Raw genomic sequence first — 22,332 nt, 5'->3', positions numbered from 1 at the left:
CCTATATATAGGGGGTGTACCCTGTACCCACCTAAGTAGCCATAACCATAGTACCCACCTATATTCATTGATGTTGTTCTTTTCAATTGATAATAGTATGACAAATTACAATCAACCATATTTAGAAAAGTACTCCGGTCGATCTTCCCGACATGAATGTCCGTTGTGTGGCGATCCTCACTCGTTCGCCTATTACCTGGACGGCAATACAGGGGAACCGATAGCCAAAACGGTCGGACGGTGCAACCACGAAAGTAGTTGCGGATACCACTATACACCGAAACAGTTCTTTATTGATAATCCGGTAGAGAAAGAACTGTTTGTAGCTCCTGTCCGGCAAAAACCGATACAGAAGCCTCAACAGGAAGTAGGCTATATTCCTTTTCAATACGTCGAAAGATCGGCAAGCTATAACAGTTCGTTTATCCGTTTCCTGTGTGGCTTATTTGACCGTTATACGCTGGAATCACCTACGATTGAAAGACTGATGAATGATTACGCTTTGGGAGCCACTAAAGACGGTTGTATCATCTACTGGCAGATTGATATCAATGGCAAAGTTAGAACTGGAAAGATCATGAAGTATAACCAGGAAACCGGACATAGGGTAAAAGATGCAGGTGGCATCAACTGGGTTCATTCGGTATTGAAGAAAAAGAAGCTATTGCCGGACAATTTCAACCTGGTTCAATGCTTATTCGGTGAGCACCTTTTGAAGATGTACCCTGAAAAGCCGGTAGCATTGGTAGAAAGTGAGAAATCAGCCTTGATTGCGTCTGGCGTATATCCTGAATACATTTGGTTGGCTACGGGCGGTAAATCCCAGCTATCTATTGAAAAGATGAAGGTATTACATGGAAGAACGGTTCTGGCGTTCCCCGATGTAGATGGGTTCGACTACTGGAAAGATAAGGCCAAAGAGCTTGAATCCATAGAGCTTAACATCCAGGTATCGGATATATTGGAAAAGAATGCGACCGATCAGGATAGGACTAATAAGATCGACCTGGCAGATTGGTTAATACGTGATCTTATGACTGATTGTAGACCGGCTCCTAATACATTGGATACACTATTAGGTATTAACCCGGTACTGAAATCATTAATTGAAACATTTGATTTAAAGCTTATTGCGTAATGAATACGAATGATTTAATTCCTACGATAGCAAAGATAAAGAAACCGGCCAAATCCCGGTATATGAAACCGGATAGCGTGAAGCAATTAGAGGCAGATTATTTCAACTGGAAATACCGGAACAGTTCTATACCTGAACATTGCCGATTTAAGACCTCATTTCGGGACGATACAGCCAATTCTTTGGCTAAATGTATAGATGCTTGGTCAAAGGTAAATAATGCCTTCTATCAGCGTCAGAATAGCCAGGGGCAATATGATTCGCATCTGGGATGCTGGCGCAAGTCCGGTACAACGAAAGGTATTGCCGATGTACAAGTGACTTATAACGGCAAGGTGTACAATTTTGAGATCAAGATAGGCAGGGATCGCCAGTCGGATATACAGAAGGATGTTGAGGCAAAAATAAAAGCAGCTGGCGGTCATTATGCTATCGTTAAATGTTACGACGACTTTTTAAACGAAATGAGCATATGATAGCGACAAAAGTAGAAAACATCGACCAGATACGCCTAATTGACAGAATGGGTATGAAGATACCGTTTGATATCGCCTGGTGGGAAAAGAATCTTAGAAGAGGGGATATCTACCTATGTGTGGATCATAACGATAAGCTAGATTACGCTTTTCGATTTACGGGTAAGCAGCCAATTGTATTGGCCTTTGAACGGTTTGTAATGGAAATAATATAGAGCCTAAAGGCATGAATATAAAGAGAATAAAAGAAGATGATACGTATGTTTATTATGTGTATGATGTGAAAGGTTCACCAATTAATATACGTATTGACAGGAACACTAAAGATGTGTTTTTGAATGTAAACGATATGTATCAGACTTATGGGGTTGATGAATCTATAGAGAATGTTCTAGGTACAGATATTGGACTTGATTTTATTAATGAATCAGAAAAAAATAATCATGGTTTCACACCCTTGTTTTTTTGTATTATCCAAGCAAAACACAAAGGCGAAAAGTGGACTTTATTACGAGAAGATTTAATTGTTAAATTTTTAAATAAACAATAACATGGCAAATAAAAGTGGATTTTTGGGAGAGTTATATTACAGTATAACAGGAGAGGATAAATTAGAAGAAATCCTCAAAAAAGATAAAAAGTTGGCTGAAGAGGTTGCTAAAATCGCTGGAGGAATAAAGATTGGTAAAACACGCATTACACAGAAAGATGCGGAGGATATTCTAAAGGTTGGAAACGCTTATCAAGGTGCTGCAAAAGGAGCCGATCAATTAGCAGCGGCACGGGAAAGAGCATTAAAAAAACAGTCTGCTGGTGAATTTAAAGAATACATCCAGTCACTAACAAGATATAGTGATGCCCAAAAGCAAATGTCTGCTTACTATAGTGAGTTGGAGAAGGAACAAGGTACTGCTCAAACAGCTGCCGGTTCCATCAAAATGCTGGAGAATGAATTAAAGAAGCTAAAAGATACCTACCGTTCTTTATCTGAGACGGACCGTAATTCTGGCATCGGAAAATCTTTGTTGACAACCATAAACAACGCAGATGAGAATCTTGCAAAGATCAACGCTGAAATGGCTAACAATGCAGCTTTGGCCAAAACGATGGGTACGCAGTATAATGGGCTGCGAACTCAAATAGGCATGGTTGCTCGAGAACTTCCAAACTTCGCTATATCTATTTCAACAGGTATTATTTCGCTTAGTAATAACTTGCCTATGCTGGCGGATGAAATTTCACGAGTCCGACAAGAGGTAGCATCGCTCCGTAAGTCAGGGGAAACTTTTACTCCTGTGTATAAACAGATATTAAGTGCGTTGGTGAATTGGCAGACGGCTTTAATTATAGGCGTGACAGTTCTTACGGCCTATTCTAGAGAGATACAGGTGTGGATACAAGGTTTGATTAGTGGAGAAAAAAATATCAGCAAATTAAAAGAGAGCTTATCTAGTTTTAATGAAGAGTTGATTAAAGGAGAAACAAATGCCAGACTTCTTTTCGATGCTCTTAAACGTACAAACGAAGGGACAGAGGGGAGAAGAAAGGCTATAAATGATATTAATAATGAATACGGTAAATATTTGCCTAATTTATTAACAGAGAAGAGTTCTATTGACGAATTGGATGCCGCCTATAGACAAATAACCAGATCAATAAAAGATTCTTTAGCAGCTCGATTGCAGTCAAATGCGATAAATGATGTTGCAGGTGAATCAATAAAAAAACAGGCAGATGCCTTGGAGGAAATAAGGCATATTGCAGAAAAGAAGATAAAGGGAAAAGATGGTAATTATTTTGTTTCCATGGTTGATGATATTGTCGATTTGACGGAAACATTTCGAAAAGAAGGATATGGTATTGAAAAAACAGTAAGAGGGGTATTTGACAAGATAAGATATTTAACTAATAATGCAGACCTAGGTAAAGGCTTTGGAGATGCAGTAAGGCAGTATGTTAATAACTACTATGGTTATCAAGAAGAATTAATTCAGATTCAAAAAAAATATAACCCATTTTTCAATAAAGAAGAAGCAGACAAGGATGTCATTAAAAACAAAGCTTATTGGGAAGAAATCAAGAAGCAAGCCGATTCGGCTTTAGAACATATTGACTCAAAGCAAAGAGCAAGCTTAGATAAAGGTGTAACTAAAGGTATACCTAAAGATATTATAGAAAGCTACACTCGGGCTAGCAATGCCTTGAAAGAAGCAAATGAACAGCTTAAGGTATATGAAAGTTCAAAGGATAAAACGCCATATATTGATTCTGAAAAACAACGTAGTGAAATTGAAAAAGCAAATCAACTCTTAAAAGAAGCTATAACAAAAGCCGAATTAGATATCGAACAGACTCGCATCAATTTAATGAAGGATGGGAGTGAGAAAACTCTTGCTCAAATTAAATTAGATTACCATAAAAGAAATGCGGCCATTGAAAAAGAATCAAAAGATAGTCTCGAAAAGGTAAGAAAATTAGAACGTGAGCAATGGGAAAAAGAAAATCCTAATTTTAAGAAAGATAAATTACAATTTACAAGTATAATCGATTTGACCAATCAACTAAAGACTCTGGGAAATCAAATGAATGAAACATTTGGTAAAGGTAATGTCGACTTATTAGCTAGGCCCCTTGTAGATGCTGCGGAGTTAGCAAAAAAAGGATGGGAAGATGCAGGTGAAGGAATTGCTACCGTTTTTAGTTCGTCATTTCAGTTAAATCAAGCAGGAAAAGACGTTATGGTACATGTAACGCCTATTCTTCCGGACGGAACCGTGTTAAGCCCAGAAGAGCTTGAACAATATATTGATACAACATTAAATGATGCAGAAAATATACTCCAAGCCGATAATAAAAAGAATGGCGGTTTGGGTATTGTACTAAATGTAGATACCGATTTAAGCGACAAGATTGCAGAGGATTTTGGTGAGGGGTTGCATCTTGCTCAAGAGAAATATTATGATTTAGCTGAAGAAATAAAGAAAAATCCTTTAAGTATACAAGTTGAAAACTTCCAATCGCAGCAAAACGAACAACTTAAGCAGTCTTCTGATTTACAGGAAAAACAAACTGGAGATTTGTTAAAAAGCTTATTGCTGAAATATCAAGATTTTGCCACAAGGAGAAAGGCTGTTGAAAAACAATTCAATAATGATATAGCTATATTAAACGCAAAGCGTACAGATGAAAACGGAGAGGAAATAGACCGGTCTGTTAAAGTGGCTAATGACAAAATGAAAGAGGCCTTAAAATCAATTACAGAAGAAGAAAATAAGGCGTTAGCCAATCAAGATAACACTTTCCTTAAACGATTATTTGGTGATGTTTCTGAAATGGGCTTTTCTGATTTATCAAAACTTATAGAACAGGCAAGGCTATTACGCAGTTATCTTTCGGGTAATGGTGATGTTAATGGCATAGAATTTATTTCTCCTGAACAATTAAAAGCCATTGAAGAAAGTCCCGCAGAGTTGGATAAATTAAAAAAAGCACTAGAAGGATTGTTAAGTGGCGGAAAATCCAACTCCTGGGATAATATATTTGAAAGATTTACGAAAGGCTTAGCAAAGCTAAAATCAGCAAAGGGATTCAAAGAAGTTTCTGAAGGTCTACAAGATATTGGGTCTGCCGCTTCTACTGCATCGTCAATGCTTGGTGATGTCGTTGGTGATTTATCCTCTATGTTTGAGGAAATGGGCAACACAAAGGCTGCCGATGCAATGAGCGGTGTACAGGATGCAATGAGCGCTATTTCTAATATAGGGCAAGGATTCGCCAAAGGCGGTATCATTGGAGGAATAGCGGCGGCGGTAGGTGAGGCCGCAAACTTTATAGGTAAAGCTTTTGCCGCTGAGGCCAGGCATCAAGCGGCGTTGAAGGAAATTATGAATGAGACCATTTCTCAACAAAGAGAATACAATCTATTATTATTACAGCAAAATATTGAATATGAAAAAGCTAAAACTATTTTCGGTACAGACGCATACGGAAAGGCTGCTAATGCTGTAAATGTGCTGGAAGAGGCGATGTTGGGTTTAAACAATGAATTGTTAGGAACCGTAGAACAACAGAAAAGCCAATCAAAAGATGCTTTTTTTAAGAAGGTTTTTGGGATTGCAGATCCACAAGCTGAACTAAAGAAAGCATATGCCGGACTTGCGGATATAGAGGTTAAGACGGGGCATAAAAAGACGGGGATATTTGGTTGGGGTAAAGGCAAAGATATTTATTCATCAATACTTGATGTTTATCCGGATCTTATTGACGGTGCAGGTAAATTTAATAAAGAGCTAGCCGAAACAATCATAAATACCCGTAAAATGTCCGAAGAAGACAAAGCGGCTTTGCAGAATCTTATTGATTTGTCACAGACAGCAGAGGACGCATTGCAGGAGATGAATGATTACTTAACAGGAATATTCGGGGATTTTGGAGGTACATTATCGGACGCTTTGGTTGATGCTTTTTCAAATGGATCAGACGCAGCTAAATTATTTACAAAATCTGTTTCTGACATGTTGGAAAACCTAGCTACCCAAATGGCTTATTCTCTTTTCATCGGCCCCGAGTTAGAAAAAGCACAAAAAGAGATAAGTGATATAATGCTTAATACAGCATTGAGCGATGCTGAAAAGTTTGAGAAAGCCGGTGAGGTCGTAGATAAAGCGACAGATAATATCATGAAGGATCAAGATAAATATAATGCATGGCTACAAGACCGAAAAGACGAGGCAAAAGATAAAGGCTATGATATATTTGAACCTGACAACAATAAGCAATCTGGGTTAACTGGTGCGGCTAAGAATATAACCGAAGATCAAGCTGATATTATTGGAAGTTATCTGAATGCTATGCGTGCAGACCTGTCCGCTCAAAGGGTAGATGTGCATACTTTAACAAACATCATCAATGCTGATTTGCCAATAATAAGCGCAATGGCAGAAGCGCAGCTTATACAGTTAAATAATATAGCAAATAATACACTTGCTATTGCTGGGTATACCGGTAAAAACGCTGATAATACAGATAGAATTTTAGATATACTGGACGGAGCCAGAAGGAGTAAGGAGTTTGGACTTTGGATTAAATAATATGGAGAAGCTGGACTTAATCAACAGGCAACAGCCATTAGACACAACTCGTTTATCTCCTGACGTGTCGACAATGTACAAGTTGAGGATTGACCTTCGAACAATGTTCTACTTTCGTTCGAAGGAGCAACGGCAACAGTTTATTCAGAAGCGATATGATCGGAAGTTGAAACGCTTTTATCTGTATTTTGATGACTGGTAAGAGAGGGAGGGGTACACCCCCGGTCTACCAGGTGGTAGAATTGGGGGGGGCATTCGATACAGATAAATTTTTTTTTCTTGGATTTTTTTACTCACTATTAAATCATAAATAATTATGACACAGATTATTAATTTACCAAACACAGTTATCAACGAAGAAGCTAGAGCGGAAGAATTGCAGAGATTCCATGACATTGAGCAGTTTATCAATGAAATTTTAGTGCCTGCATTCGAAAAGGAAGGCTTTGCAGTTGATATTGAATTGCTGGAAGCTTTAAAGACTGAACGGGCTATAGCGGAAATTATCCGAAATAAAGAACGGGAATACGTTCTTTCTCTTCCTTTTTGCCCGAATGAGGAGAAAGTTAGGATCAGAAAGGTTTTTGACGCTGTATTAGGTCGTTTGGAGGGCGTTTGTACGGATTATGTCCGGAACATCAAAGGTGTAAAATTATCGCTTATTCAAGCGGAAAACGGGCGATTCTACTTTAATCCTGAAGAAGTAGACAAGTGTATCTCGTCAATCGGCGTACGTAAATTCCGTGCAGAAGAAAAGAAGCTGTTTGAACTATATCAAAAATTGTACGCAGCATACAGGGAATGCCGGGATTATGAGAAAGAACAGGGTTTGCGACCTTTTGCAGGTAATCAGCTTTGGTTTGCCCGTTTTGGCCAGGGCGTAACGGTTGAAGAATTTGCTAAATGGGATTTATTCCGGTTAAAACAGATCTCATCCAGATTGGATGAAAGAGTAGAGAGAGTTTCCGGTTATGGTTCAACCGGTTTATAATTATTAATCACAGGGGTATGCTTATTTTTCTGCATACCCCTAAATCAAAGTATTATGGCACAACGAATATACACACAAGAAGAAAGAGCATCTTTCATATCTCAATTGACTGAGAAGGAACGATTTTGTTTACATGCTTATCTGATTACCAAAGATAAGAAGATGGCTTTCGTATGCTCAAGGGAAAAGCCGTTAAAATCTGAAGGCGAAGGGTTCCGGGTTAACTTGTCTAAATGGTTCAACAGTGATAAGGTACAAGCATTCATTCAGGAGCACCAGACGCAAGTACGTGCAGATGCCATTGACAGAGGCACGGAAGGCCAGGACGTAGATAAGACCGAACTAGTCCGGGAACTGACAATATTATTCAGAAAAGAGAAAGACCCGAAGCTAAAGGCCGATATCGGCATGAAACTTGCCGACCTTCAACAGATGAAGAAAGAACAGACGGAACAGGGGGAACAGATCAATTATTATCTTCCCTTACAATGCTCGAGATGTGCTTTGTATCTTAAGGAAAAGGAGGCGATAGGGAAAGCTGGACAACCGGAAAGTTGACGAGCGGGATTTCTGCTGGTCGTTGATAATCAGGCAAAAAGGTGTTTCACGATAATGCCTACTTAACGAGGGAAAAGCTTCCCTCGTTTTGAGTATTCAACCGGCGCAAAGTTGGTTGAGCCCGTTGATATTTTTATAAGCTATCTTTGATTTTATCATAATCCAACAATAACTGTTGAACCGCTCCTGATGTTACAGGGTGTTCCTTTCCTATACTCCTGATATAATTGCGACGTTCAAAATCATTCTTTAATTGCATAAAATCAGAATTAATCAAATCATTGCATAAGTCGGCAACTTTATTATTATCTAATGCCCTAGCTTCTACATACTTCAATAATTTCTCCATGATTATTCTACTTTGATGTTAATATCTTTCCCACAATGCGGACAGGTGAGGGATAAAGAGTCTTTCTTTGGTTGCTCGAATAGCTCCGTTACCGGAACGTTGAGAGCTAAAGCAATTTTATTTAAAGTTTCTACTGTAGGGTTACCATTTACCATATTTGATAAATTCACCCTATTAATCCCCATCTTATCGGCAAGTTCTGTTATAGTCATGCCTTTTTCTTTGATAACTTCTTTTATTCTTAAATCCATACTGTAATGTTTTAGTTTTCGATACAAATATACAAATAAAAGTTGTTTGTAATCTTATATCGGTACATTTAGACGTTAAAGTAATGTTAAATATTTCTTTTTATTTTGTGTTGTGTACCGTTTTATATTACATTTGTAACGTAATCGAAAATTAAAACGGTACAAAGCAATGGCAACACAGAAATACAACAAAAGCGAGATCATGAAATCTGCTCATACATTATATAAAGAATGTAAGCAGTACGGTAGGACGTTTGGATCATGTCTGAAACAAGCATGGTCATCTGCTAAGGCTATGGTTCGTTTGACTGAACAGAGGGCTGCTTTTCAAAAGCAGATGGAAGAAAGAAAGCACAATGTTGTATTGTCTCATGTTGGCATGAGTAGCCTGTATGCTAATAGAGCTTATTCGGGAGATTAATAATCTGGGTGGGGTGGATAGTAACCACTCCATCCCAAACAAGAAATATTATTGACATAAACAATTATGGAAACAAAAAGAACTAACATCGACAGTGCAATCTTATCTAAGATTGAAGAATTACAGAGTAATAACAATGCCGGTATCATGGATATCTTACAAGAGATAGACGATATAACCTGCGATCTGGCCGATATGAGCCTTAATGACCCGGAAGCCTCACAGGGTAAGTACTTATCAATTATCCAAGCTATAAGAGAGTACAGAAAGTTCTTTGCCTCATTGACTGCCGCATAAAACAACATATCAAGCGTTGATACAGCACATTGGGGACACGTACCCAACGTATCCGTATCTCTATGATGCCCCGGCAGTAATACGGCTGCCGGGTTTGTATGATGATCCAGTTTTGGATCGTCATAAATAGCGGATTAAAGACACCGATTCTGTGTAGGGCAAAAGACTATATTTTTTAGACTGTTTCGTAATTTGCTGATTGTCAAATATATCGCAAAAGTGAGATATGGAAATGGTGTAGGGAGTGTAGGATGTGTAGGTAAAAAAAAACTTTTTTTTCTCAGGTTATCGCCAATATCGGTGAAAACCCACATAAATAATATTCCTGTAGACCGGAACGACCGGACAATGTAGGGCGAGACTACAACAGGGAACAAATGTACGCTGAACCGGCACCAGCATAGCCGGAGGCGAGATACAGGACATAAGCAGATGCAGATATTATCTGTTGAGGGCGGTCTTATTTCGATTACAAGGAGCTTATTATAATGGTGACGTTATGTGCGTTTAAACAGACATTCAGTTGTACGGCCATACCCGGCACGGTCTTTGAACCTGTCCTTTGATGGAATGCCGGGAACAATGAGGTTACGGTTTGATTTTGTTCAAAGACTTTATTTATAAGAGCTATGATGCTTCCGTAACCGTAACCCCGTAACCTGTGTAATTATTTGAAGAACGGAGATTTTTACTACTTAATGTTCAGTAGTGAGTATTTGACAAAAATATGTCAGGAACATGAGAGCACTGTTTTGTGCTGTCTTCATTATCGATTGTATGTTTTCGAAGTAGATGGTTTAGGGTGATGGCAAAGCCCGGAAAAACCAAACACGAAAAACCGTAGCATCTTCTTGCCCCCTTCCCCATAGCAACCAACTGTAGTTATCTATAGTAGTAGTGACCTTTAAAAAGCGTTAAGATAAAATTAGTAGGAGAAACTGGACTAAAGACTACGGTGTAGTAACTCTATACTGCGAGTAACAAACGAGTAACAAAAATGTGATAGGTGATATGTTGGAGGAATTTAGCCTTTATACGGCCTGTTATTTGGCAAATCCGGATTAATCCGTATCTTTGCATCAAAGAAAGCGATTATTTGAAGGAAAAGTTCTTTAAATTTGTTACTAGTTTGTTACCCATGAACGAAAACATCTTCGCTTTCTTTTGATTATTAATTAGTTACAAAATCATGGGGATGACCGGTTTAGACAGCGGGTAGAAGTGGTTTGTAAGCATGTAGTGCGTGGTTGGCTTGCACTTAAATCTCAGACAACGAACAATTAACTGGCGAAAATAATTACGCTCTCGCTGCTTAATCGAAGTATAGTAGATTCAAGCTTAATCCCTGCAAAAGTTGCGGGGACGTGACATCACCCGGATGCTGTGGCTTCGAAGCTTTCCGATCAGGTGGTGCAGCAATATCGGAGATAGTCTGAAATGAGCCTCGGGTCTCAGGCGAAAATTTAGAGGATAAGGATTAAGTGGGTGGCTTCGGTCTTGCTTGATCCCGACAATCGAAGGCGAAGATAAACATGTAGAAAGCAGATTAATTCCTCGTTTGGACGAGAGTTCGAATCTCTCCATCTCCACACAAAAAAGGCTTGCACCATCCGGTAGCAAGCCTTTTTTGTTGTTATGTGATGATTTATAAATCCATTCGTTTATTGGTTTCCGGTTGGGAAACTCCCATATAAGAATACTGATAATCGCCTGCACTCTGGTGAGGAAGTATGTTTACGGATTTTATTGCAATATTTCGACCTGTTTTAGTTGCTACCAGACATGTGCTGTGTAGCTTTCTGTTTTCCAGATCAAACACCTTTTCCGGGTTGAAATGCTGTCCGTTAATGCGAACTTCAAAATGTAAATGTTCGGTAGTGGCTCTACCGGTTCGTCCTGTTAATCCGACCGGCTCACCTGCTTTTACACGATCTCCCATCTTGACCAGATTTTTGGAGTTATGGCTGTAAACTGTTTCTAGTCCATTATAATGACGTATAACAACGACATTCCCGTAAGCAGCATAAGGCTTAGCCATGCGGACGATTCCATCGAAAGCGGCAACGATAGTATCGTTGGCACAAGTCTTCAGATCGACTCCCGAATGATGTCTTCTGCGACCGGCATAAGCCGATATTACTTTCGCTCCAGGTAGAGGAAAAGCGTAATCTTCCTTGGATATCAACCCGAGATCGATGATCAAAGAATTTTCGTCACACAGTAATTTAGGGTCAGGAACAGCGATGTCTGCTTTTTCCCGGGGAGAGAAGTTCTCTGTTATATCTTTACGGGCATATTCTGTTTTTCCTAATTCCGGTGTCGGTTGAAGGAATATATATTCAACCGAAGGTAGAGGAATATCTGTAGATGGAGGAACTATAACCACTTCCTGTTCTGTAGACGGAGACAGTGTTTGCACTGCAGAACAGGTGGTTAGTGTCAGTAATGTAGTAAAAGATAATATATAACTATAGATATTAGACATTATAAAAACATTTTTCAGACGAACAAAAGTAGAAAAAACAATCCAGTCTAAAGTCTTAAATCGGAATACTTTATAGTTCTTTTTCATTTCTTTATGCTTTTCAAAGATCTGTAAATACGATTAATGGAGGTTAGAATAAAAAAAGGTGCCAACCGAAGTTGAGCACCTTTCTCTTTATAAATCGCTAAGAAATGAAATAATAATGCTGCTTATTTCTTAAAAAGTGACTTGGCTATACCCATTTCAAGGCCGCGAAGTTCAGCTAAGCCTCTCAAACGACCGATACATGAATAACCGGGGTTTGTTTTCTTTTTCAGGTCGTCTATCATCTGATGGCCATGATCCGGACGCATAGCGATAGAACAGCCGCGTCTTTGCTGTAGTTCCAACAGGGCTTTCATAACACCGTACATATCTACATCTCCTTCCAGGTGATTGGCTTCATAGAAGTTCCCTTCATCGTCTCGCTGGGTACTGCGGAAGTGAACGAAATCGATACGATCGCCATAACGTTCCATAATCCCTGCCAGATCGTTGTCGCTGCGTACGCCGAATGAACCTGTGCACAGACACAATCCGTTGCTCTTGTTAGGAACTGCTTCGATTAACTTCTTGAAATCCTCTTCCGTACTCAGGATGCGCGGCAGGCCGAGAATAGAGTAGGGAGGATCGTCCGGATGGATAACCAGTTTTACACCGGCTTCGTCGGCTACGGGAGCGATCTCCTGCAGGAAGTAGATCAGATTAGCACGCAATTTTTCCGCATCAATATCCTTATAACGATCCAATGCTTCTTGGAATTGTTCGATAGTGAAGCTCTCTTCCGAGCCGGGCAGGCCGGCAATCATATTGCGGGTAAGCAAATGGCGATCCTCTTCGCTCATGGAGTCGAAGCGGGCTTTCGCTTTCGCCTTTTCTTCTGCGGAGTAATCCATTTCTGCTCCCGGACGCTTCAGGATGAAAAGGTCGAATGCTACGAAAGCTGCCCGTTCGAAACGGAGTGCTTTGGAACCATCCGGCATTGTATAGGCAAGATCGGTACGTGTCCAGTCGAGTACAGGCATGAAGTTGTATGTCACTACATTCACCCCGCATTTACCAAGATTACGTAGACTTTCCTTGTAGTTATCAATATATTTTTGAAATTCTCCGGTTTGTGTTTTGATATGTTCATGAACAGGAACACTTTCAACAACAGACCAAGTTAAACCAACTTCTTCGATCAACTCTTTCCGTTTCATGATCTCCTCTACCGTCCATATTTCCCCGTTAGGAATATGATGCAGGGCATTAACGATACCGGTAGCACCGGCTTGTTTGATATCCCAAAGGCTGACAGGATCATTCGGCCCGTACCAACGCCATGTTTGTTCGCATAAATACATAATATGTATAGTGTTTATTGGGTTATTAAATTGAGAATGCATCGAAACCACCGTCAACGATGGCGATTGTGCCCGTTACGAATTTAGATGCGTCACTTATTAAATATTGAATGGTACCGAACAATTCTTCCGGTGCTCCTAAACGTCTGAACGGTGTATGAGCGATAACAGATTTAGCACGGTCTGTATAAGAACCGTCCGGATTTGTCATCAAAGTTCTGTTCTGTTCTGTCAGGAAAAATCCCGGGGCGATTGCATTTACGCGCAGACCTTCACCGAATTTGATTGCTAATTCGCCTGCCATGTATTTAGTCAGGTTAGATATAGCAGCTTTAGCTGCACCGTAGCCAACGACACGTGTCAATGGGCGCAAAGCCGATTCGGATGAGAAGTTTACGATCGCACCTTCTTTTTGCTGAGCCATTACTTCTGCGAAGACCATTGTCGGGAGAACCGTACCGAAAAGGTTCAGGTCGACAACTTTTTTGAAAGCATCGATCTGCAAGTCGAATATATTGCTATCAGGCCCGATAGTAGCACCGGCCATGTTTCCACCGGCAGCATTCAGTAATGCATCGATACGGCCATATTTGGCAAGGATATCTTTCTTATTCTGTTCAAGGATTTCTTTATTCAGCACATCAGTCAGGAAAAAACAAGCTTCGCCACCTTTGGCTTTGATGTCTGCAACGATTTTTTCACCTGTCTCAACAGCACGGTCAAGAATTACTACTTTGGCACCTTCTTCAGCCAGATGACCTGCAATTCCACTACCCAGAATACCGGCTCCTCCGGTAATAATGACAACTCTGTCTTTAATACAAAATAAATTAGCCATTTTATGTATGATTTTATTGTGATATTTCCATTTTGCGCTCGATTTGTGGGCGAACACACATCGAGCGCAAATGTATACTATTTATTTGTCAAACAAAAAAAATAGAGGGGAAAAATGATAAATTATGCCATTAAATATAATTATTGTAATACTTAATGTTCTCTTTTATAAGTATATCAATCGGCATATAGTTTATCTGTTCGATTTTTTCCTTCAATACCAGGTGCCGGAATAAGGCACGCACACAATTGAATCCCTGTACTTCCGGTCGCTGGGCGATCAGGTGGGTGATGTGCCCGCTGTTCAGATAGTCCAGATTGGAGTCGATCACATCATATCCAATCAGCCTGAAGCGTTTGTCGGTATCCCTATGCCGGAAATAGTCTCCCAGTACATGTGCTCTGGAATTAAAGATGATGCCGGCTTGTATTTCCTCATGCGTGGCGAAGAATGAATCGAGAATATCTTTATTTTCCTTTGATTCGTCTGCGTGAATATGTACCGGGAATATCTTTCCCTGAAAGTCGTGTCCGTACAGATAATCACGGAAACCTTCCTCGCGTTTCATAACCTGGGTAGAATGCATGTCGCCTTTCCGGATGAAACGGAAGATCGCGATATTGTCTTCAGGCTGTATCTGTTCGAATAACAGGCGTCCGGCAATGTATCCTGAGTCGTACGAATTGGTTCCGTAGTAGGCTATGCAATTCGTATTTTCGATAAAGGCATCGATCAGTACATAAGGAATCTCCAGTTTGTCGAGTTGTTGGGTGAGTTGCAAAACGCTTTCCTTGAATAAAGTAGCGATGATTACTCCCTGGCAATCGGATTTTTCAATTACGGGGATCAGATTGTCGAAACTGGTTTTGTCATACTGGTCGAAACACATCCGTTCGATTTCAACGTTATAGCTGAACAGTTCCTGCTCTGCTTTATCGATGCCTTCCGATAGTTTAGCCCAATATTCTCCTTCGGCAAAAGAAGGAGTGAGCGTTATGAAGTGATATTTCTTCTTCAAGGCAAGCGAACGGGCTATCAGATTCGGATGATAGTCTATCTCTTTCAATACTTTTTCAACCTTTTTCTGAGCTTCTTCAGATACCTTACCACGATTGTGCAGGATACGGTCGACCGTTCCGGTCGATACTCCGGATAACTCTGCTATATCTTTTATTCTATATGTTTTCCCCATAGGGCTATTAGTTATTTATACTTCTTCAAGAATTTGCAAAGGTGCATTTAATTTACGAAAAACATAGGCATACATCATATATATAAGCGGCATTGCCACAAATATTCCTATACCTAACAGGATAAGACCTAAAATACAGATCCCGATCATAGCCAACATCAGCATGAAAAGAGACATCTCTTGTCCACGGGTGATTTCCCAGCTGCGTTGGAGTGACTCGATTATTCCTGCATCATCTTCAACGATAAGAGCTGCATAGAACTGCAGCCTCAAAGCCAGGTAGATTCCCGGAATGATAAACAGGCATAACCCCAAAGTAACGATGATTGCCATAAGAATATTGGCTACAAGATAAGTAATGATCTTTCGGGCTTGCTGTCCATAAGCCGAGAATTGAGGTTCTTCTCCGTCCAAAGCCTGGAATATATTTTTCATGTACCCCAGAGCAAAAATACAAGAGATGATGCAACTGATCAGATTAATAACGATCGCTCCCATTACCGATTGCTGTATAGGCATTGCAAATGCCCCTAATGTAAAAGAAATAATGCTCATACCTATTATCAATCCGGATAAAACCCATATCTGAGCCTTGGTCCGTTGCCATGAAGTACTACATACTTCGGAAATTGAAAATTTAGATCCCATCAGATTGTAGATTATAAAGTTTAAAAGATAGCTGTAAATTTAAGGTAAATTATTGAATAAACAAATTATGCCCTGAATTTGTATAGCAATTTGGACTAATTTACTTTCGAACGGTCAAAAAATAAGCTATGTGTTTGATCTCTACATATAAATAAGCTATTTTTTAGTATAAAAGAATGTATAAACGGGAAAAGTACAATAAAAAGACTTTACATTTGTACGTTTTTTTAGATATGAGTCCTTCAAAAATCGAGCCTGATAAAACAAGACTTTGAATCGTTTGCAAGAAAATATACTAGGCAGAAATATATTAAATTATGAATATGAATAGACAAATGTTGAGAACTACTATTACCCAATTTAGGCAAATTGCATTATTTGCAGTGGGAGTGTCTTTATTAACCGCCTGTGGAAACAGCCAGAGTGGTATGAAATTAGGCGACAGCGAATACGCTGTTCTGGCCCTTAATTCCTCTTCCAGCAATCAGACAACGTCTTATCCGGCGACTATCAGAGGTACGCAGGATATCGAAGTGCGTCCCCAGGTGTCAGGGTTTATTGTAAAGTTGTGTGTCGATGAAGGTGCAACAGTCCGCAAAGGGCAGCCCTTGTTTGAAATTGATCCTACGCAGTATAAGGCAACTGTGAATCAGGCTAAAGCTGCTGTGGCTATGGCTAAAGCTAATGTTAATACGTTGAAGCTAACAGAGAAGAACAAGAAAGATTTGTTCGACAAAGCGATTATCAGTTCCTTTGAATATCAGACAGCTGTTAATCAGTTGTTGTCGGCAGAAGCAACGTTGGCGCAATCGGAAGCTTCTTTGGTGAGTGCAAATCAGAATTTATCTTTTTGTACGGTGACCAGCCCGTCCAACGGTGTTGTGGGTACTTTCCCGTACCGTGTCGGAAGTTTGGTTAGTCCTTCTGTGGCAGAACCGTTGACCACTGTCTCTGAGATCGGTGATGTTTATGTTTATTTCTCGATGACGGAAAAAGAATTGCTGCAACTGACAAAGGCAGGCGGCACGCTGAAAGAACAGTTGGATAAGATGCCGGCAGTTCAGTTACAGCTGGCTGACGGAACAATGTTGGCGGAAACTGGTAAGATCGACGCTGTCAGCGGTGTTATCGACCAGTCTACCGGTTCGGTAAGTATGCGTGCAGTTTTCCCGAACAACCAGAATATATTGAGAAGCGGTGGTACAGGTAATGTCGTATTCCCTTACTCAATGGATAATATCATTATGATCCCTCAGTCTGCTACGGTGGAAATTCAGGATAAGAAGTTCGTATATGTTCTGCAACCTGATAATACAATTAAGAATGTTGAAATTCAGATTTCTTCTTTGAACGATGGCAAGAGCTATCTGGTAACAAAAGGCTTGAAGGCCGGTGACAAGATCGTTGTCGAAGGTGTTCAGAGTTTAAGGGACGGTCAGGAAATTAAGCCGATCACACAGGCTGAGCAGGCTGCTAAGTTTCAGCAGGCGATGAAAGACCAGAACGAAGGAAACTTAAAAACAGCTTTTAATTAATTAAAGGTATTATAGAATTAGCCGGGTTACACCTGATGCTATTCATATATAAAAAAGTAACATATGAAATTAGATAGATTTATTAACCGTCCGGTGCTTTCAACGGTGATCTCCATCCTGATTGTCATCCTGGGTATATTAGGTTTGTTCACATTGCCTATTACCCAATATCCGGACATTGCGCCTCCTACCGTTTCGGTAAGGGCCACTTATACAGGTGCCAATGCGCAGACTGTATTGAATAGTGTGATTGCGCCGCTGGAAGACCAGATCAACGGGGTAGAGAACATGATGTATATGACATCAAATGCATCCAATAACGGTTCAGCCGATATTTCCATATACTTCAAGCAGGGTACCGATCCGGATATGGCGGCGGTAAACGTTCAGAACCGTGTGTCTATGGCACAAGGTCTGTTGCCTGCCGAAGTAACGAAGATCGGTGTAACTACCCAGAAACGCCAGAACTCCATGCTGGTTGTTTTTGCCGTATATGATGCGGAAGACCGTTACGACCAGAAGTTTCTGGAAAACTATGCAAAGATCAACCTGATCCCGGAAGTACAGCGTGTGCCCGGTGTTGGTGATGCCAACGTGTTGGGTACCGACTACTCTATGCGTATTTGGTTGAAGCCGGATGTGATGGCCCAATACAAGCTGGTGCCTAATGATGTATCGAATGTGCTGGCTGAACAGAACGTGGAGGCTGCTCCGGGTTCTTTCGGTGAACAGGGAAACCAGTCGTTCCAGTATACGATCCGTTATAAAGGACGTTTGCAGACTGCTGAAGAGTTTGATAATATCGTAGTTAAAGCATTACCCGATGGTGAAGTTCTTCGTTTGAAAGATATTGCCGATATCGAGTTGGGACGTTTGACTTATAACTATGTGAATAAGGTAAACGGTCATAATGCGGTAGCTTGTATCGTTTACCAGATGCCGGGAACGAATGCAACTGAAACCATCAACAATATCCAGGATTTGCTGGTGAAATCGGAAAGCACCATGCCTCCGGGTATGAAGGTGGAAGTATCTATGAACGCCAACGACTTCTTGTATGCCTCTATCCATGAGGTTCTCAAGACCTTGCTGGAAGCCTTTATCCTCGTGTTTATCGTGGTATATGTGTTCCTGCAAGACTTACGTTCAACCCTGATCCCGGCTATTGCCATTCCGGTAGCCTTGATCGGTACATTCTTCCTGTTGTCACTGATCGGATTTAGTATCAACTTGTTGACACTTTGTGCGATGGTATTGGCTATTGCAATTGTGGTCGATGATGCGATAGTCGTCGTCGAGGGGGTCCATGCCAAGTTGGACCAGGGATATAAATCGGCGAAACAGGCATCTATCGATGCGATGAGTGAACTTGGTGGTGCAATCGTTTCTATTACCTTGGTGATGATGTCCGTGTTTATCCCCGTAAGTTTCATGGGAGGTACAGCCGGTATATTCTATCGTCAGTTCGGTGTGACTATGGCTATTGCCATCGGTTTGTCAGCATTGAATGCCTTGACTTTGAGTCCGGCGCTTTGTGCGATCTTCCTGAAACCTCATGACGAACATGCAGAAAAGAAGACAACTTTCGTTTCCCGTTTCCATACTTCTTTCAACGTGGCATACGATTCGCTGCTGAAAAGTTATAAGAAACGCGTTTTGTTCTTTATCCAGAAGAAATGGCTGGCATTCGGAACTGTAATCGCTTCTGTCGCTTTGTTGGTATTCTTCATGCAGGTAACGCCGACCGGTATGGTGCCGAATGAAGATATGGGTACGATCATGGGCGCTGTGACACTGCCTCCCGGAGCCTCTCAGGAACGTACCATTGAAATCATGGAACGTGTAGATAGCCTGATCGCATCCGATCCCGCTGTAAAATCACGTACGGCTATTACCGGTTTTAGCTTTATCGGTGGACAAGGACCTTCTTACGGTTCATTCATCATCAAGTTGAAAGACTGGGATGAACGTTCGATGACACAGAGTGCGGAAGTTGTTTACGGTAGCTTGTTCATGCGTGCACAGAAAGTAGTGAAAGATGCGCAGGTATTGTTCTTTACTCCGCCTATGATTCCGGGTTATTCGGCTTCCAGTGATATCGAGTTGAACATGCAGGATAAGACAGGGGGTAGTTTGGAGAAATTCTTTGAAGTATCCAAAGACTATATGGCAGCTTTGACAGCCCGTCCGGAGATTAAGTCGGCTCAGACAACTTTCAACCCGAACTTCCCGCAGTATATGATCGACATCGATGCGGCAGCTTGTAAGAAAGTCGGTATCAGCCCGAGTGATATCCTTATGACGTTGCAAGGTTACTATGGTGGTTTGTATGCTTCCAACTTCAACCGTTTCGGTAAGATGTACCGTGTAATGGTACAGGCCGATCCGGCTATGAGAGCCAATATGGAGTCGTTGAAAAATATCAAGGTGAGAAACGGTAACGAAATGGCACCGATTTCCCAGTTTATCACCATAGAAAAAGTATATGGGCCGGATATTATCAGCCGTTTTAATATGTACACCTCTTTGAAGGTGATGGTTGCTCCTGCTGATGGATTCACCAGCGGGCAGGCATTGAAAGCCCTAGAAGAAGTGGCAAGTACGACACTTCCTGCCGGTTTCGGTTACGAGCTGGGAGGTATGGCGCGTGAAGAGGCTGAGACAAGCGGTAGTACGACCGGTTTGATTTTCGTTCTCTGTTTCGTGTTCGTTTACCTGTTGCTGAGTGCCCAGTATGAAAGTTACGTATTGCCGCTGGCCGTATTGCTCTCCATCCCGTTCGGTTTGATGGGTAGCTTCCTGTTCGTTCAGGGCTGGGCAGCGCTAGGTAGCATTCCGGCATTGAAGATGATATTGGGAACGATGTCGAATAACATCTATATGCAGATCGCGTTGATCATGTTGATGGGTCTGTTGGCGAAGAACGCTATCTTGATCGTAGAGTTCGCCCTCGACCGTCGCCGTATGGGTATGAGTATTACCTGGGCTGCCGTGTTAGGAGCTGCTGCCCGTTTGCGTCCTATCCTGATGACCTCCTTGGCGATGGTAGTCGGTTTGTTGCCGATGATGTTCGCCTTCGGTGTAGGTGCTCACGGTAACCGTACATTGGGTACTGCTGCTATTGGCGGTATGTTTGTCGGTATGATCTTCCAGATCCTGATCGTTCCGGCTCTGTTCGTAGTATTCCAGTACCTGCAGGAAAAGGTTAAACCGATCGAGTGGGAAGATCTGGACAACAGCGATTTGAATACGGAAATAGAACAGTACGCTAAAAAATAAGTGAGAAGACAATGAAGAAGAAACAAATTATATATATGATGTGTGCGACCGCTCTGCTGAGCAGTTGCCACATCTACAAAGCATACGATCGTCCTGATACGATCACGGCTGACGGTATTTATCGTGATCCGGTATCAGCGACGGATACACTGGCTGCGGATACGACCAATATGGGAAATCTTCCCTGGCAGGAAGTCTTCCGCGATCCCAAACTGCAGGCTCTGATTGAAGAAGGTCTGGCAAATAACGTAGATATGCAGGCTGCCATTCTCCGTGTGGAAGAAGCGAAAGCCTTGCTGACTTCTGCCCGCCTGTCTTTCCTTCCGTCCTTAAACCTGGCACCACAAGGATCCGTGACCACAATGGGCGGTTCCAGCTATGCAAAAGCCTATACTTTACCGGCGGCTGCTAACTGGGAAGTCGATTTGTTCGGCAAACTGCTTAATGCAAGCCGCGACCAGAAAGCGATCTATCTGCAGAGCCAGTATTCGCAACAGGCCGTTCGTTCGCAACTGATCGGTGGTATTGCCAACGCTTATTTCACTTTGCTGATGCTCGACCGCCAGGTGGAGATCACAACCGAAACAGTCGGTATCTATAAAGAAAATGTACGCGCGATGGAGGCAATGAAAGAAGCCGGAATGACTACCGAAGCTGCTGTTGTCCAGATGAAAGCCGTATACCATCAGGTATCGTCTTCTTTGATCAACCTGAAACGCCAGGTGCGCGAAGTGGAAAATTCTTTGTCCGTACTGCTGGCAAAAGCACCGCAAACAATCGAACGCGGCCGTTTGGATGAACAGGTCATTCCGGACGAGATCATGGCCGGCGTACCTTTGCAGTTGCTGGAAAACCGTCCGGATGTGAAGATCGCAGAAATGTCACTGGCCAGTGCTTATTATACGACCAATAAAGCGCGTGCCGCTTTCTACCCGGGATTGAACATCACTGCTACGGCAGGTTGGACGAACGGTTCCGGTATAACTATTTCCGATCCGGGTAAATTCATGTTCCAGGCATTGGCCTCATTGGCACAGCCTATCTTCAACAACGGTAAGCTGATGGCTAACCTGAAGGTGTCGAAAGCGGAAGAGAAGATCGCGCAGATGAATTATCAGCAGAAAATTCTGGAAGCCGGCAAGGAGGTAAGCAATGCACTGCATCTGTATGATGCAACCAATAAGATGCTGGTTCAGGATAAAGAACAGATTGCGCAATTGGAGAAAGCCGTAGAATACACGAAAGCTTTGTTCCAGTCGGCACAGTCCACTTACCTGGAAATCTTATCGGCTCAACAAAGCCTTCTCAGTGCACAATTGACAGAAGTATCCGACAACGTTCAGCGTATGCAGGCTGTTATCAATCTGTATAGTGCTGTCGGAGGAGGAAGAGAGTAATA

Annotated in this window: 19 protein-coding genes and 1 other RNA gene; 13 read left to right on the top strand and 7 right to left on the bottom strand. The window is 41.5% G+C overall.

The genetic code is table 11. The features are described 5' to 3' along the window. The first annotated feature begins 97 nt into the window (after positions 1-97). From HMPREF1536_RS03475 to HMPREF1536_RS03440, 7 genes are all read left to right on the top strand, one after another. Complete coding sequence (locus HMPREF1536_RS03475) at positions 98-1,138, top strand: DUF6371 domain-containing protein (RefSeq protein WP_028728640.1); 1,041 nt, start codon at positions 98-100, stop codon at positions 1,136-1,138. Next, the gene (locus HMPREF1536_RS03470; protein WP_028728639.1) at positions 1,138-1,614 is read left to right on the top strand and encodes a hypothetical protein; all 477 of its coding nucleotides are present in this window, start codon (positions 1,138-1,140) and stop codon (positions 1,612-1,614) included. Before HMPREF1536_RS03475 ends, HMPREF1536_RS03470 begins: the two co-directional genes overlap by 1 nt. Then, positions 1,611-1,829 carry a hypothetical protein gene (locus HMPREF1536_RS03465; protein ID WP_028728638.1) on the top strand — a complete coding sequence of 73 codons (219 nt, stop codon included), beginning with the start codon at positions 1,611-1,613 and terminating at the stop codon, positions 1,827-1,829. The genes HMPREF1536_RS03470 and HMPREF1536_RS03465 overlap by 4 nt, the downstream gene beginning before the upstream one ends. 11 nt (positions 1,830-1,840) lie before the next feature. Then, on the top strand, positions 1,841-2,164 hold the full coding sequence (locus tag HMPREF1536_RS03460; RefSeq protein ID WP_028728637.1) for a hypothetical protein: 324 nt from the start codon (positions 1,841-1,843) through the stop codon (positions 2,162-2,164). 1 nt (position 2,165) lies between these two features. After that, the gene (locus HMPREF1536_RS26535) at positions 2,166-6,704 is read left to right on the top strand and encodes a hypothetical protein (protein ID WP_028728636.1); all 4,539 of its coding nucleotides are present in this window, start codon (positions 2,166-2,168) and stop codon (positions 6,702-6,704) included. 316 nt (positions 6,705-7,020) lie between these two features. Next, a complete protein-coding gene (locus HMPREF1536_RS03445) occupies positions 7,021-7,695 on the top strand; it encodes a hypothetical protein (protein ID WP_028728634.1) in 675 nt (224 codons plus the stop codon). Positions 7,696-7,749: 54 nt separating this feature from the next. Beyond that, the gene (locus HMPREF1536_RS03440) at positions 7,750-8,253 is read left to right on the top strand and encodes a hypothetical protein (RefSeq protein ID WP_044192744.1); all 504 of its coding nucleotides are present in this window, start codon (positions 7,750-7,752) and stop codon (positions 8,251-8,253) included. 133 nt (positions 8,254-8,386) lie between these two features. On the opposite strand, the gene HMPREF1536_RS03435 is transcribed toward HMPREF1536_RS03440, so the two are convergent. Beyond that, complete coding sequence (locus tag HMPREF1536_RS03435) at positions 8,387-8,602, bottom strand: hypothetical protein (RefSeq protein ID WP_028728633.1); 216 nt, start codon at positions 8,600-8,602, stop codon at positions 8,387-8,389. A gap of 2 nt (positions 8,603-8,604) precedes the next feature. Further along, entirely contained in the window at positions 8,605-8,853 is a 249-nt protein-coding gene (locus HMPREF1536_RS03430; protein WP_028728632.1) for a helix-turn-helix domain-containing protein, read from the bottom strand. Positions 8,854-9,022: 169 nt separating this feature from the next. On the opposite strand from HMPREF1536_RS03430, the gene HMPREF1536_RS03425 reads away from it, so the two are divergent. The 3 genes from HMPREF1536_RS03425 to ssrA all read left to right on the top strand — a co-directional run bounded on the left by HMPREF1536_RS03425 (position 9,023) and on the right by ssrA (position 11,163). Further along, positions 9,023-9,274: a hypothetical protein gene (locus HMPREF1536_RS03425; RefSeq protein WP_028728631.1), complete on the top strand. Its 252-nt coding sequence runs from the start codon at positions 9,023-9,025 to the stop codon at positions 9,272-9,274. Between the two features lie 66 nt (positions 9,275-9,340). Beyond that, positions 9,341-9,571: a hypothetical protein gene (locus HMPREF1536_RS03420; RefSeq protein WP_028728630.1), complete on the top strand. Its 231-nt coding sequence runs from the start codon at positions 9,341-9,343 to the stop codon at positions 9,569-9,571. Positions 9,572-10,762: 1,191 nt separating this feature from the next. Then, positions 10,763-11,163, top strand: a transfer-messenger RNA (tmRNA) gene (ssrA, locus tag HMPREF1536_RS26970). 53 nt (positions 11,164-11,216) lie between these two features. On the opposite strand, the gene HMPREF1536_RS03415 is transcribed toward ssrA, so the two are convergent. The 5 genes from HMPREF1536_RS03415 to HMPREF1536_RS03395 all read right to left on the bottom strand — a co-directional run bounded on the left by HMPREF1536_RS03415 (position 11,217) and on the right by HMPREF1536_RS03395 (position 16,119). Then, the gene (locus HMPREF1536_RS03415; protein WP_225608075.1) at positions 11,217-12,059 is read right to left on the bottom strand and encodes a M23 family metallopeptidase; all 843 of its coding nucleotides are present in this window, start codon (positions 12,057-12,059) and stop codon (positions 11,217-11,219) included. Between the two features lie 206 nt (positions 12,060-12,265). Next, positions 12,266-13,441, bottom strand: coding sequence for a mannonate dehydratase (uxuA, locus tag HMPREF1536_RS03410; RefSeq protein ID WP_028728628.1), 1,176 nt, complete (start codon positions 13,439-13,441; stop codon positions 12,266-12,268). Between the two features lie 25 nt (positions 13,442-13,466). Then, entirely contained in the window at positions 13,467-14,279 is an 813-nt protein-coding gene (locus HMPREF1536_RS03405) for an SDR family oxidoreductase (protein ID WP_028728627.1), read from the bottom strand. A 130-nt stretch (positions 14,280-14,409) separates the two neighbouring features. Next, entirely contained in the window at positions 14,410-15,471 is a 1,062-nt protein-coding gene (locus HMPREF1536_RS03400; protein WP_028728626.1) for a LacI family DNA-binding transcriptional regulator, read from the bottom strand. 15 nt (positions 15,472-15,486) lie between these two features. Then, positions 15,487-16,119 (bottom strand): DUF7847 domain-containing protein, encoded by a 633-nt coding sequence (locus HMPREF1536_RS03395; RefSeq protein ID WP_028728625.1) that lies wholly within the window; start codon positions 16,117-16,119, stop codon positions 15,487-15,489. 323 nt (positions 16,120-16,442) lie between these two features. On the opposite strand from HMPREF1536_RS03395, the gene HMPREF1536_RS03390 reads away from it, so the two are divergent. The 3 genes from HMPREF1536_RS03390 (at position 16,443) to HMPREF1536_RS03380 (ending at position 22,330) form a co-directional block, all read left to right on the top strand. Beyond that, positions 16,443-17,654 carry an efflux RND transporter periplasmic adaptor subunit gene (locus HMPREF1536_RS03390; RefSeq protein WP_044192746.1) on the top strand — a complete coding sequence of 404 codons (1,212 nt, stop codon included), beginning with the start codon at positions 16,443-16,445 and terminating at the stop codon, positions 17,652-17,654. 63 nt (positions 17,655-17,717) lie between these two features. Beyond that, positions 17,718-20,933, top strand: a complete 3,216-nt coding sequence (locus HMPREF1536_RS03385; protein WP_028728623.1) for an efflux RND transporter permease subunit — start codon at positions 17,718-17,720, stop codon at positions 20,931-20,933. Between the two features lie 11 nt (positions 20,934-20,944). Beyond that, the gene (locus HMPREF1536_RS03380; RefSeq protein ID WP_044192742.1) at positions 20,945-22,330 is read left to right on the top strand and encodes a TolC family protein; all 1,386 of its coding nucleotides are present in this window, start codon (positions 20,945-20,947) and stop codon (positions 22,328-22,330) included. Positions 22,331-22,332 lie beyond the last annotated feature (2 nt).

It is taken from the genome of Parabacteroides gordonii MS-1 = DSM 23371 (assembly GCF_000969825.1).
Taxonomy (GTDB): Bacteria; Bacteroidota; Bacteroidia; order Bacteroidales; family Tannerellaceae; genus Parabacteroides; species Parabacteroides gordonii.
The sequence above is the reverse complement of the archived record's forward strand: the minus strand, read 5'-3'. Positions and strand labels throughout refer to the sequence as shown.

Bases quoted from the DNA above. Each gene is read 5' to 3' on its own strand.
- HMPREF1536_RS03380 (WP_044192742.1), top strand. From the start codon at position 20,945: ATGAAGAAGAAACAAATTATATATATGATGTGTGCGACCGCTCTGCTG.
- HMPREF1536_RS03465 (WP_028728638.1), top strand. From the start codon at position 1,611: ATGATAGCGACAAAAGTAGAAAACATCGACCAGATACGCCTAATTGAC.
- HMPREF1536_RS03440 (WP_044192744.1), top strand. From the start codon at position 7,750: ATGGCACAACGAATATACACACAAGAAGAAAGAGCATCTTTCATATCT.
- HMPREF1536_RS03470 (WP_028728639.1), top strand. From the start codon at position 1,138: ATGAATACGAATGATTTAATTCCTACGATAGCAAAGATAAAGAAACCG.
- HMPREF1536_RS03430 (WP_028728632.1), bottom strand. From the start codon at position 8,853: ATGGATTTAAGAATAAAAGAAGTTATCAAAGAAAAAGGCATGACTATA.
- HMPREF1536_RS26535 (WP_028728636.1), top strand. From the start codon at position 2,166: ATGGCAAATAAAAGTGGATTTTTGGGAGAGTTATATTACAGTATAACA.
- HMPREF1536_RS03435 (WP_028728633.1), bottom strand. From the start codon at position 8,602: ATGGAGAAATTATTGAAGTATGTAGAAGCTAGGGCATTAGATAATAAT.
- HMPREF1536_RS03405 (WP_028728627.1), bottom strand. From the start codon at position 14,279: ATGGCTAATTTATTTTGTATTAAAGACAGAGTTGTCATTATTACCGGA.
- HMPREF1536_RS03420 (WP_028728630.1), top strand. From the start codon at position 9,341: ATGGAAACAAAAAGAACTAACATCGACAGTGCAATCTTATCTAAGATT.
- HMPREF1536_RS03385 (WP_028728623.1), top strand. From the start codon at position 17,718: ATGAAATTAGATAGATTTATTAACCGTCCGGTGCTTTCAACGGTGATC.
- HMPREF1536_RS03400 (WP_028728626.1), bottom strand. From the start codon at position 15,471: ATGGGGAAAACATATAGAATAAAAGATATAGCAGAGTTATCCGGAGTA.
- uxuA (WP_028728628.1), bottom strand. From the start codon at position 13,441: ATGTATTTATGCGAACAAACATGGCGTTGGTACGGGCCGAATGATCCT.
- HMPREF1536_RS03395 (WP_028728625.1), bottom strand. From the start codon at position 16,119: ATGGGATCTAAATTTTCAATTTCCGAAGTATGTAGTACTTCATGGCAA.
- HMPREF1536_RS03445 (WP_028728634.1), top strand. From the start codon at position 7,021: ATGACACAGATTATTAATTTACCAAACACAGTTATCAACGAAGAAGCT.
- HMPREF1536_RS03475 (WP_028728640.1), top strand. From the start codon at position 98: ATGACAAATTACAATCAACCATATTTAGAAAAGTACTCCGGTCGATCT.
- HMPREF1536_RS03390 (WP_044192746.1), top strand. From the start codon at position 16,443: ATGAATAGACAAATGTTGAGAACTACTATTACCCAATTTAGGCAAATT.
- HMPREF1536_RS03460 (WP_028728637.1), top strand. From the start codon at position 1,841: ATGAATATAAAGAGAATAAAAGAAGATGATACGTATGTTTATTATGTG.
- HMPREF1536_RS03425 (WP_028728631.1), top strand. From the start codon at position 9,023: ATGGCAACACAGAAATACAACAAAAGCGAGATCATGAAATCTGCTCAT.